The organism is Pseudonocardia phyllosphaerae, from assembly GCF_046546475.1.
Lineage (GTDB): Bacteria > Actinomycetota > Actinomycetes > Mycobacteriales > Pseudonocardiaceae > Pseudonocardia > Pseudonocardia phyllosphaerae.
Genome location: NZ_JBKGXS010000004.1, coordinates 127,864 through 138,922, shown reverse-complemented (window position 1 = coordinate 138,922; position 11,059 = coordinate 127,864). Strand labels below are relative to the sequence as shown.

Genomic DNA, 11,059 nt, shown 5'->3' with positions numbered 1-11,059 from the left:
CGAGGCCGGTGTGACCGACGGCCCGCAGGTGTCCGGCCGGTGTCCCCACGGTGAGGAGCCGACGGCGCCGACGTGGCAGTTCCCCTGGCCGGGGCATCACGAACGGGTGTGCACGGTGTGTCGCGGGGTGCTCACGTAACGCGAGTGGCAGTCTGCGGTCGCTCTTCTCGATCTTCGTCGGCACCGGTCCGGCGGGGATCCGCCCCCGATCGATCCCCCGGAGGACTCGTGACGCGCGACGCCCGCAGGCGCCCGGCCGCACCCGTGGCCGCCGGGGTGCTGGTCCTGGTCGCCGCGGTGTCGGTGGCGACGCCCGGTGTCGCGAGCCCGGCGCCCGTCCCGGCCGCGATGGCCACGCCGGCCGAGCCGCCGCCGCGACCGACCCCGCCGCCGAACCCCGGCGACGACGACCTGGCCCGCAGCCGTCAGGACGTCGCGGACCGCACGGCGGAGGTCGGCCGGCTCACCGGGCGCCTCTCCGAGCTCGATGCCGAGGCCGACCGGCTCCAGATCCAGGTGGCCTCCCGGCACGAGGAGGCCAACCAGGCCCGCGACACCGCGGACGCCGCGGCCCGCGAGGCCGAGACGGCCGCGGCGGCCGCGGCCGACGCCCGGCACCGGACCGAGGAGGCCGGCCGGGTCGTCGACGACGCGCGCACCCAGGTCGACGCGTTCGTCGGCGACGTCTACACCCACGGCCTCGACCTCGGCCCGCTCGGGCAGCTGTCCCGGGCGACCGACCCGCGTGACCTCATGGACCGCGCCCGGATGACCGACGCGCTGAGCGAGGACCAGGAGGCGATGCTCGACCGTCTCGAGCGCGCCCGGGTCGAGCAGGCCAACGCCGACTCCCGGGCCCGTGCGGCGCAGGCGGAGGCGGACCGCCGCCGGGCCGCCGCGGAGGACGCGAGCAAGGCCGCGGACCAGGCGCTGGCGTCGGCGTCGACAGCGGCCGACGAGCAGCGCGGCCGGCTCGACGCGGTGCGTGCCGAGCAGGCCGAGGTGCAGCGCAAGCTCGACGCCGCCGAGAACTCCGACGCCGGGCTGCGCGCCCAGCGGCAGCGCTTCGTCGCCTGGCAGGCCGAGCAGGCCCGCCTCGCCGCCGAGGCCGAGCGCAAGGCCAAGGCCGAGGCGAAGGCCCGGGAGGCCGCCCGGGCCGCGCAGCGGGCCCGGAACGCGGCCGAGCGCGAGCGCCGCGCTCGGGAGAACGCGCAGCGTCCGTCGGACGGCCCGCAGGTCGCCCAGGAGTCCGCGCCGGACGCGGGCACGCCGAGCAGCGGCTCCGAGGCGATCGAGACCGTGATCGACCGGGCGACCGAGCAGCTGGGCGTGCGCTACTCGTGGGGTGGCGGCAACTCCGGCGGCCCGACGACGGGCATCCGCGACGGCGGCGTCGCCGACGAGTACCGCGACTACGCCAACGTCGGGTTCGACTGCTCCGGGCTGATGCTCTACTCCTTCGCCGGCGCCGGGGTGCACCTGCCGCGCTACAGCGGCAACCAGGCGAACTACGGCGAGCTGGTCCCGATCTCGGACATGCGCCGCGGGGACATGCTGTCCTGGGCCGAGAACGGCCGGACGTACCACATCGCGCTGTACCTGGGGAACGGCAAGATGCTCGAGGCGCCCTACTCGGGGGCGAAGGTGCGGATCAGCCCGGTGCGCTACGGGCAGCTGAACAAGGTCACCCGGATCTTCTGACCCCGGTTACCCGGCTCCCGGCTGCCCGGCGCCCGGTTACCCGGCTCCCGGGGGCCGGTCGCGGCTGTCCGCGTCGTGCCGCCCGTGGCTCAGCCGTCGCCGTGTCGGGTGCGGACGGCGTCGGCCTCGTCGGCGAGCAGGTCCAGCACCAGCCGGACCGCCGGGCGCTCGGCCACGTCCGGACGGGTCACCGCCCGGACCAGCCGCGCCGCCTTCACCCCGGCCAGCGGGCGGAGCGCGATGCGGGCGTCGTTCCGGTGGTCGGTGGAGTAGCGGGGGAGCAGCGCGACGCCGTAGCCGCTCGCGACCAGCTCCTCGGTGACGGCGAAGTCGTTGATGCGCTGGGCGATCCGCGGGGTCGTGCCGGTGACCAGGCCGAGCGAGCGCAGGACGTCGTCGACCGGCCAGCCCACGCCGACGCCGATCCAGGCCTCGTCGACCAGGTCGGTGAGGTGCACGTCGGCGCGGGCGGCGAGCGGGTGGCCCGGCGGCAGCGCGACGTCCAGGGGTTCGCGCAGCAGCGGCCGGACGTGCAGACGCCCGCCGGTGAACGGGTCGAGCCGCTCGTCGTGATGGGTGACGACGACGTCCGCGTCGGCGGCCGCGGCGGGCACCTCGTCGGGACGCAGGTCGTCGTCGCGGCAGGCCAGGTGCAGGCCGTCGTGCCCGGCGCCGCGACGCAGCAGCCCGGGGAGCAGCAACCGGGCCGCGGACGGGAAGAGCACCACCCGCACCGTGCCCTCCGGGCGTCCGCGCAGCCCGGCGACGGTCTCGTCGAGCCGGCCGAGTGCGGTGAGCACGTCCTCGGCCCCCGCGACGACGGCGGCGCCGGCCTCGGTGAGCCGCAGCCCGCGGCCGTCGGGGACGGTCAGCGCGATGCCCGCCTCCCGGGACAGCGTCTTGAGCTGCTGGGACACCGCGGACGGCGTGAAGCTCAGCGCCTCGGCGACGGCGGTGACCGAGCCGCGGTCGGCGAGCTCGCGCAGGATGCGGAGCCGTCGCACGTCCATGAAGAGAAGCTACAACGCCGGTTCAGATCTCGTCGCTGGTCTGCACGGTCGTCGTCGCGCAGGCTCGGGGCATGACCAGCCGGGACCGGATGCTCGCCGTACTCGTCGCCGTGCTGTGGGGCGCGAACTTCCTCGCCATCCACGTCGGGCTAGAGCACTTCCACCCGATCTTCCTCGCCGGGCTGCGGATGCTGGTGATCGCGGTGCCGACCGTGCTGCTGGTCCCGCGCCCGCAGGTGCCGGTGCGATGGCTGATCGGCTACGGCCTCGGTTTCGGGACGCTGCAGTTCCTGTTCCTGTTTCTCGGGATGAACGCGGGCATGCCGACCGGGCTGGCGTCGCTGGTGCTGCAGGCGTCCGGGCCGTTCACCCTGGTGCTGGGCGCGGTGCTGCTGCGCGAGCACGTCGGTGCGCGGCAGTGGGCCGGGATCGGGTCCGCGGTGGCCGCGCTGGCGGTGATCGCACTGGTCCGGGCGCAGGCTGCGGCGTTCCTGCCGGTACTGCTGACGCTGCTCGGGGCGCTGGCCTGGGCGTTCGGCAACCTGTCGAGCCGGCTGGCCCAGCGCGACGGCGTCGCGGTGAACCCGCTGCACCTGACGCTCTGGATGACCGTGGTCCCGCCGGTTCCGCTGCTGGGCGCGTCGGCGCTGGTCGAGGGGCCGTGGACGGGGTGGCGGGAGACCGCCGCGGCGTTCTCGTGGGACGGCCTGCCCGGGCTCGTCGCGCTCGTCTACCTGTCGGTGGTGGCGACGGTGATGGCCGCGGGGATCTGGACGGCGCTGATGCGTCGCTACCCGGCCGGTGTCGTCGCGCCGCACTCGCTGCTCGTCCCGGTCGTCGGAATGGGGCTGGCGATGGTGGTACTGGGGGAACGGCCGTCGGTGGTGGAGCTGGTCGCGGGGTGTGTGGTGATCGGTGGGGTGCTGGCGGCGTCGGCTCCGGTGCGGTCGCGGGAGCGGGTGCCGGCTGTGGCCTGACCGAGTGGGTGGGATGGCGGAGTACGCGCGTCTGCGCGGCCTCGGGGTGGAGTTCGAGGAGCGGCCGCAGGTGGAGGAGTACGGGACGGTCGCGGTGTTCCGGGACGTCGCGGGGACCGCTGGGACCTGATCCCGCCCCCGTCCGATGACTGAGTGGCGGCCGGTCGGTGGCGTCGCGTTCACGGCAGGCCCGTCGATCCGGTACCGGCCCGGTGTCGACCCCCGACGACTCGGACGTCGCCCCGACCGGTCTGCGAGGCAGTCTCGGACGTCGCCCCCCGACCGGTCTGCGAGGCAGTCTCGGACGTCGCCCCCGACCGGTCTGCGAGGCGGCAGGGCCGGCCGAGGTCCGCGCCGGAAACGAGCGGCTCGGTGCACGTGACCTCCGGCTGCCGGAACACGTGTTGTGCGCCGACCAACGGTCGACTCCTTGCGCCCAATGACGGCAACTGTTACTGGAGAACTGACTGCATACTCCGGTAGAATCGAACACGTGGTCGACACAACGGTCGAAGAGGCACTCGCCGGGCACATGCTGCCCGGCGGGACCCTCGCCGCGTTGTGCGAGGCCACCGCCGCCGCACCCGGCGAGCTGTCCGACCGCGAACTCCTGAAGACCGTCGAGGCTGCGGTGCAGCTGGAACGCTGGGCCGGCGCGGTCCGCACCCGCCTGCTCGGCGCCCTGGTCGAACGACACCCACCGGGCAGCACTGCACCCGTCCCCGATGCCACCGGGAAGACTGCGGTGCCGGTGGCCCGCTGGCTACCGTCGCAGGTGGCGATCGCCACCCGTCTGACCGAGGACCAGGCCCGCGGCGAGCTCGGCATGGCCGAACGCTTGTATCGGGTGCTTCCCGAGACTCTCGCCGAGTGGGAGGCGGGCCGGATCGGGGAACGTGCCGCCGAAGCGATCGCCGAGTCCACCCAGGTCCTCGACGACGACGCCGCCCGCGCGGTGCAGGCTGCGATCCTGCCCGGCGCTTCGACGATCACCCAGACCCGGTTGCGGGCGCGGTTGCGGACCGCGATCCACCGGGCCGACCCCGAGGGTGCGTCCAAGCGTCATCAGCGGGCGTTCGACGACCGCGAGGTGTCGATCAGCCGCAGCGACAACGGCATGGGATCACTGTGGCTGTCCGGCTCGGCGGCGCAGACCGAGGCGTCCTGGAACTCCCTGGACCGGCTCGCCCGCTCGCTGGGCACCGAGGATCCGCGGACGTTGGCGCAGCGCCGCTGCGATCTGGCGCATGAGTTGTTGCAGGGCACGGTGACGATCACCGACCTGACCTCGGTGATGTCCGCGGTGAGCACTGTGGTCAACAGTCGCCCTGGAGTCGGCACCACGACGAGCACCGGTAGCGGTGTAGCGCCGGCGCCGCGCCTCGCAGGGGCTGCGGGCGCATCCAACGGGATACCCGGCAGCGACACCGGGTTCGGCACCGCGCAGACCACCGAGGCAACAACCGGCACGGAGACCACCGCAGCGACCGGCGCAGCGATCGACGAGCCGACCGGTGTGGACGCCGAGGTCATCGCCACTGCCGTCGCCGAGGTCCTGGCCCACAAGCCCGATCCGAACGCCACGATCGGTCGTAAGCCGTTGATCCAGGTCGTGGTCGGGCTCGACACCCTGCTCGGCGGTAGCCGGCCCGGGGAGATCACCGGCCACGGTCCGATCTCCGCGGCCACCGCCCGTGCCCTGGCCGCCGGTGGTGACTGGAAACGCCTGGTCACCGACCCGGTCACCGGGCAGTTGCTCGACTACGGACGCAACACCTACCGGCCTCCGGCGAATCTGCACGACCACGTCCACGGCCGTGACGGCACGTGCCGTGGTCCGGACTGCGAACGCCGCATCCGCGATCTCGATCACCACCTGGACTGGGGCAAGGACGGCCATACCGTCGACGACAACCTGTTCGGGTTGTGCCAGCGCCATCACAAGCTCAAGGACGTCACCGGCTGGCACGCACTGGTGCGCCCCGACGGTGGGCTGACCTGGATCAGCCCCGACGGGTATCAGTCGACGACGTACCCGAAGGACTACCGCGTCTTCACCGAGGACACCGTGGTGACCGAGGGCGTCGCGGAGCGGCGGGTGCTCGACCCCGACCGCGAGGCGTCCAGCCGGCGAACCAGGATCACGCGCCTCACCGGCGAACCAGAGGCCGCGATCCCGGAACCGCGCGACGGCGAGGACGACACCCCGGCCCCGTTCTGAGACCGGGTTCCGGGGCCGGTTCCGGAGCCGGTTCCGAGTCGGGTCCCGAGTCTGTCTGGTTCCGAGACTGGCACACGGCGGGAGAGCTGGGTCATGGGAACCGATCAAGCACTGCGTCTCGGTGCGAAACGTACGTAGGGTCGCCCGGTGCAGTGGTGGGAGATCCTGATCATCGCCGTGGCCGGGCTCTGGGCCGGCCTGATCAACACGGTGGTCGGCTCCGGCACGCTCGTGACGTTCCCCGTCCTCGTGGCGCTCGGCTACCCGCCGGTGACGGCGACGACGTCGAACGCGATCGGGCTCATCAGCGGCACGATCACCGGTGCCGTCGGCTACCGCAAGGAGCTGCAGGGACACGGCGCGCGGCTCGTCCGCTACTCCGTCGCCTCGTTCCTCGGGGCGATCTGCGGCACCGTCCTGCTGCTGTCGCTGCCGCCGAACGCGTTCGCCACCATCGTGCCCGTCCTGGTCGGACTGTCGGTGCTGCTCGTGGCACTCCAACCCCTGCTGAACCGGCGGCTCAGGGAACGGTCGGCGCAGCGGACCCCAGGGCCGCTGCTCTACTTCCTGATCTTCCTCATCGGGATCTACGGCGGCTACTTCACCGCCGCCCAGGGGATCATGCTGGTCGGCGTCATGGGCCTGCTGCTGGCCGACCCGCTGCAGACCCTCAACGGCTTCAAGAACGTCCTGTCCGCCGTCGTCAACCTCGTCGCCGGCGTCATCTACGCGTTCATCGCGCCCGTCAGCTGGCCGGTCGTCGGGATCCTCGCGGTGAGCTCGATCGTCGGGGGAGTGCTCGGCGCCTCCGTCGGACGACGCCTCTCGCCCCTGGCCCTGCGTGTCGCGATCGTCGTCATCGGTGTCGCCGCGATCGTGTACCTGCTCGTCACCTGAGCCGCCCTGTGGCCCCGAGAGGATCCACGCCCGGATCTGGTCTCAGGCGCGATCGATCAGCGGCCGACAGTCGCCCACCCCGTCTCTTCAATGTCAATGAAACATTGACGCCAGCAAATCGTCAACCAAACAGCGACGACCAACCCCGGCCACGACCTCGCAGCGGCGCCGGCCGGGGGAGCGGCCCAGCCGGCCGGGGGAGCGGCCCGGCCGGCTGACCCTCGCGGCGCCGGTTACGCCAGACCGACGAGCCGCTGGACCGACGAGCCGCTCCGACCCCACCCGGCCGTGGCGTTTTCACCTCGGTCACACGGGCCACCGGGTGGTATGGGCACCGTGAGCACGTCTGCCGCGGGAACGCCCGAGCCGTCCGGCCAGTCCACTCCCGCCCGGGACGCCGAGCGCCTGGAGCGCGCCGTCCTCGAGGTGAAGCGCGTGATCGTCGGCCAGGACCGGCTCGTCGAGCGGATGCTCGTCGGGCTGCTGGCCCGCGGCCACCTGCTACTGGAGGGCGTCCCCGGCGTCGCGAAGACCCTGGCCGTGGAGACCTTCGCCCGGGTCGTCGGCGGCAGCTTCTCCCGGCTGCAGTTCACCCCCGACCTGGTGCCCGCCGACATCCTCGGCACCCGGATCTACCGGCAGGGCCGCGAGGAGTTCGACGTCGAGCTGGGCCCGGTCGTCGCCAACTTCGTGCTGGCCGACGAGATCAACCGTGCCCCCGCGAAGGTGCAGTCGGCGATGCTGGAGGTCATGGCCGAGCGGAAGCTGTCGCTCGGCGGGCAGGACCACCCGATGCCAGACCCGTTCCTGGTGCTCGCCACCCAGAACCCGATCGAGAACGAGGGCGTCTACCCGCTGCCCGAGGCGCAGCGCGACCGCTTCCTGTTCAAGCTGCTGATCGAGTACCCGGGTGTCGAGGAGGAGCGGGAGATCATCTACCGGATGGGGTCCGTCCCGCCGGAGCCCGCCCAGGTGCTCACGCCCCAGGAGCTGGTCGCGTTCCAGCGCACCGCGGCGGACGTGTTCGTGCACCACGCTCTGGTCGACTACGTCGTGCGCCTCGTCGTCGCCACCCGGACCCCGGCCGAGCACGGCCTCGGCGACGTCGCGTCCTGGATCGCCTACGGCGCCTCACCGCGCGCCTCGCTCGGGATCGTCGCCGCCGCACGCGCACTCGCCCTGGTCCGCGGCCGCGACTATGTGCTGCCCCAGGACGTCCTGGAGGTCGCCCCGGACGTGCTGCGGCACCGCCTCGTGCTGTCCTACGACGCCGTCGCCGACCAGGTCCCGGTCGACCACATCGTGTCCCGGGTGCTGCAGACCGTGCCGTTGCCGCAGGTCAGCGCCCGTCCGGGCAACGGGTCTGCGCCGCAGCCCGGCGGCCCGGCGCCGTACGCCGCAGGTCCTGGCGGGCCCGGTGCCCCGGCAGGTGGCCAGGCGTGACGGCCGGCACCGGGCCGGGCGACCGGCCCACCGGTGAGCAGGGATCGGGCAGGGCCACCGCCGACCTCACCAAGCTCGAGGCGTCGCTGCGCACCCTGGAGCTGACCGTCCGCCGCCGGCTCGACGGCCTGTTGCAGGGCAACCACCTCGGCCTGCTGCCCGGCCCGGGGACCGAGCCGGGGGAGGCGCGCGCCTACCAGCCCGGTGACGACGTCCGCCGGATGGACTGGTCGGTCACCGCCCGCACCACCGCCCCGCACGTCCGCGAGACCGTCGCCGACCGCGAGCTGGAGACCTGGGCCGTCGTCGACCTGTCCCGCAGCCTCGACTTCGGCACCGCCGACACCGACAAGCGGCACCTGGCCCTGGCCGGGCTCACCGCCGTCGCCCAGCTGACCGCCGGAGGCGGGAACCGGATCGGTGCCGTCGTCGCCACCGGGGCGCAGACGCTGCGGCTGCCCGCCCGTGGCGGCCTCGCGCACGCGCGCGGCATGGTCCGCCGCGTCGCGACCATGCCGCCGGCACCGGAGGGCGTCCGCGGGGACCTCGTCGCGGCACTGGACGAGCTGCGCCGCCCGCCGCGCCGCCGCGGCCTGGTCGCGGTGATCTCCGACTTCCTCGGCGAGCCCGTCTGGGAGCGGTCGCTGCGCGCCCTGACCGCCCGACACGACCTGCTCGCGATCGAGATCGTCGACCCGCGCGAGCTGGAGCTGCCCGACGTCGGGTCCGTCGTACTCGCCGACCCCGAGACCGGCCGGCGACGCGAGGTCGAGACGACGCCGCTGCTGCGCCGCGAGTTCGCCGCGGCTGCCTCCGAGCACCGCGACCGGGTCGCCGCCGCGCTGCGCCGCTGCGGAGCCGCACAGCTGACCCTGCGCACCGACCGCGACTGGGTCGCCGACATCGTGCGGTTCGCGGTCGCGCGCAAGCACTCCGGGACCGGCGCCACCCCCGGGAGGCCGGCGTGAACTTCGTCAGCCCCTGGTGGCTGCTGGCGCTCGTCGTCGTCGCCGCACTGGCCGTCGGCTACGTCTGGCTGCTGCGCCGGCGCCGCAGCGACGTCCTCCGGTTCACCAACCTCGAGCTCCTCGAGACCGTCATGCCGAAGCGGCCCGGGCGGTGGCGGCACGTGCCCGTCATCGCGCTGCTGACCGCGCTGGCGCTGCTCACCGTCGCCCTAGCCGGGCCGCAGGCGATGGCCAAGGTCCCGCGCAACCGGGCCACGGTGCTGCTGGTGATCGACGTGTCGCTGTCGATGAAGGCCACCGACGTCGCACCCACCCGGCTCGCCGCAGCGCAGGCCGCGGCCAAGCAGTTCGCCGACCAGCTCACCCCCGGGGTCAACCTGGGGCTGGTGTCGTTCGCCGGGACCGCGGCGGTACTGGTCTCGCCGACCACCGACCGCAATGCGGTGAAGTCCGGGGTCGACGGCCTGCAGCTCGCAGAGTCCACCGCCACCGGTGAGGCGATCTTCACCGCCATGCAGTCGATCGACTCGTTCTCCCGCACCCTGTCCGGGGGCCCCGACCAGTCCGGGCAGCCGCCGCCCGCCCGGATCGTGCTGCTCTCCGACGGCACCCAGACCGTTCCGGGGCCGGAGGGGGAGACGGAGCCGCGCGGCTCGTTCACCGCCGCCCAGGAGGCCGCCAAGCGCGGCGTCCCGGTCTCCACGATCTCCTTCGGCACCACCTACGGCACCATCGACCTCGACGGCGGCCGCACGCCCGTCGCCGTCGACGACGCCTCGATGCAGCGGATCGCCCAGCTCTCCGGCGGCCGCTTCTTCACCGCCGCGTCGGAGTCCGAGCTGCGTGCGGTCTACTCCGACCTGTCCGAGGAACTCGGCTACGAGGAACGCGAGGTCGACGCGAGCAGACCCTGGATGATCGCCGGGTTCCTGCTGCTCGTGGCCGGGCTGATCGCCGGGATCCTGCTCGGCAGACGCGTGCCGTGACCCACGTCCCGGGTCGGCGTCGGCGTAACCGGCGGGTAGTGCGTTAGGTTCTGCCCTCGTGGGACGCAGCGTGCTCGTGACCGGAGGAAACCGCGGCATCGGACTGGCGATCGCGAACGCGTTCGCCGCCGAGGGTGATCAGGTGGCGGTGACCTACCGCTCCGGAAAGGACGGTCTGCCCGACGGCCTGCTGCCGGTGCACTGCGACGTCACCGACGCCGAGTCGGTCGACGCCGCCTTCACCGAGGTCGAGGCCGCGCACGGCCCTGTCGAGGTGCTGGTGTCCAACGCCGGGATCACCGACGACGGACTGCTCATGCGGATGGACGAGGACTCCTTCACCAAGGTCGTCGACGCCAACCTCACCGCCGCCTACCGGGTCGCCAAGCGCGCCTCGCGCGGGATGCTGAAGGCCAAGGGCGGCCGGATGATCTTCGTGTCGTCGGTCGTCGGCCTCACCGGTTCGGCCGGGCAGGTCAACTACGCCGCCTCGAAGTCCGGGCTGGTCGGCCTCGCCCGCTCCGTCGCCCGCGAGCTCGGCAGCCGCGGCATCACCGCGAACGTCGTCGCCCCCGGCTTCGTCGACACCGACATGACGCGGGCGCTGTCGGACAAGCGGCGCGAGGAGATCCTCGGGACCATCCCGCTGGCCCGCTACGCCGACCCCGACGACATCGCGTCCGTGGTCGCCTTCCTCGCCTCCCCGGGCGCCGGCTACGTCACCGGGGCGATCGTTCCCGTCGACGGCGGCCTCGGCATGGGCCACTGAGCCGGTCGGTCACCGACCCACCGAGTCACTCACGCACCGAGCGACACGCTCACCCGGACTCTCGCACCACCACCCTCGAAAGGACGT

At 73.4% G+C, this 11,059-nt stretch carries 9 protein-coding genes; 8 read left to right on the top strand and 1 reads right to left on the bottom strand.

Annotated elements, in window-relative coordinates:
• Positions 1-228: 228 nt before the first annotated feature.
• On the top strand, positions 229-1,701 hold the full coding sequence (locus ACLE50_RS11115) for a C40 family peptidase (protein WP_410943382.1): 1,473 nt from the start codon (positions 229-231) through the stop codon (positions 1,699-1,701).
• 89 nt (positions 1,702-1,790) lie between these two features.
• On the opposite strand, the gene ACLE50_RS11110 is transcribed toward ACLE50_RS11115, so the two are convergent.
• Positions 1,791-2,711 carry a LysR family transcriptional regulator gene (locus tag ACLE50_RS11110; protein WP_410943381.1) on the bottom strand — a complete coding sequence of 307 codons (921 nt, stop codon included), beginning with the start codon at positions 2,709-2,711 and terminating at the stop codon, positions 1,791-1,793.
• 71 nt (positions 2,712-2,782) lie between these two features.
• Here ACLE50_RS11110 and ACLE50_RS11105 point away from each other — a divergent pair, with 71 nt between their 5' ends.
• The 7 genes from ACLE50_RS11105 to fabG all read left to right on the top strand — a co-directional run bounded on the left by ACLE50_RS11105 (position 2,783) and on the right by fabG (position 10,972).
• Positions 2,783-3,688, top strand: coding sequence for an EamA family transporter (locus ACLE50_RS11105; RefSeq protein ID WP_410943380.1), 906 nt, complete (start codon positions 2,783-2,785; stop codon positions 3,686-3,688).
• Positions 3,689-4,181: 493 nt separating this feature from the next.
• Positions 4,182-5,909, top strand: a complete 1,728-nt coding sequence (locus ACLE50_RS11100) for an HNH endonuclease (protein WP_410943379.1) — start codon at positions 4,182-4,184, stop codon at positions 5,907-5,909.
• 147 nt (positions 5,910-6,056) lie between these two features.
• Positions 6,057-6,806, top strand: coding sequence for a sulfite exporter TauE/SafE family protein (locus ACLE50_RS11095; protein WP_410943378.1), 750 nt, complete (start codon positions 6,057-6,059; stop codon positions 6,804-6,806).
• Between the two features lie 327 nt (positions 6,807-7,133).
• Positions 7,134-8,249 carry an AAA family ATPase gene (locus ACLE50_RS11090; protein WP_410943377.1) on the top strand — a complete coding sequence of 372 codons (1,116 nt, stop codon included), beginning with the start codon at positions 7,134-7,136 and terminating at the stop codon, positions 8,247-8,249.
• Positions 8,246-9,217 (top strand): DUF58 domain-containing protein, encoded by a 972-nt coding sequence (locus tag ACLE50_RS11085; protein WP_410943376.1) that lies wholly within the window; start codon positions 8,246-8,248, stop codon positions 9,215-9,217. Before ACLE50_RS11090 ends, ACLE50_RS11085 begins: the two co-directional genes overlap by 4 nt.
• Complete coding sequence (locus ACLE50_RS11080) at positions 9,214-10,203, top strand: VWA domain-containing protein (protein ID WP_410943375.1); 990 nt, start codon at positions 9,214-9,216, stop codon at positions 10,201-10,203. The genes ACLE50_RS11085 and ACLE50_RS11080 overlap by 4 nt, the downstream gene beginning before the upstream one ends.
• A gap of 58 nt (positions 10,204-10,261) precedes the next feature.
• Positions 10,262-10,972: a 3-oxoacyl-ACP reductase FabG gene (gene fabG, locus ACLE50_RS11075; protein WP_410943374.1), complete on the top strand. Its 711-nt coding sequence runs from the start codon at positions 10,262-10,264 to the stop codon at positions 10,970-10,972.
• The last annotated feature ends 87 nt before the right edge of the window (positions 10,973-11,059 follow it).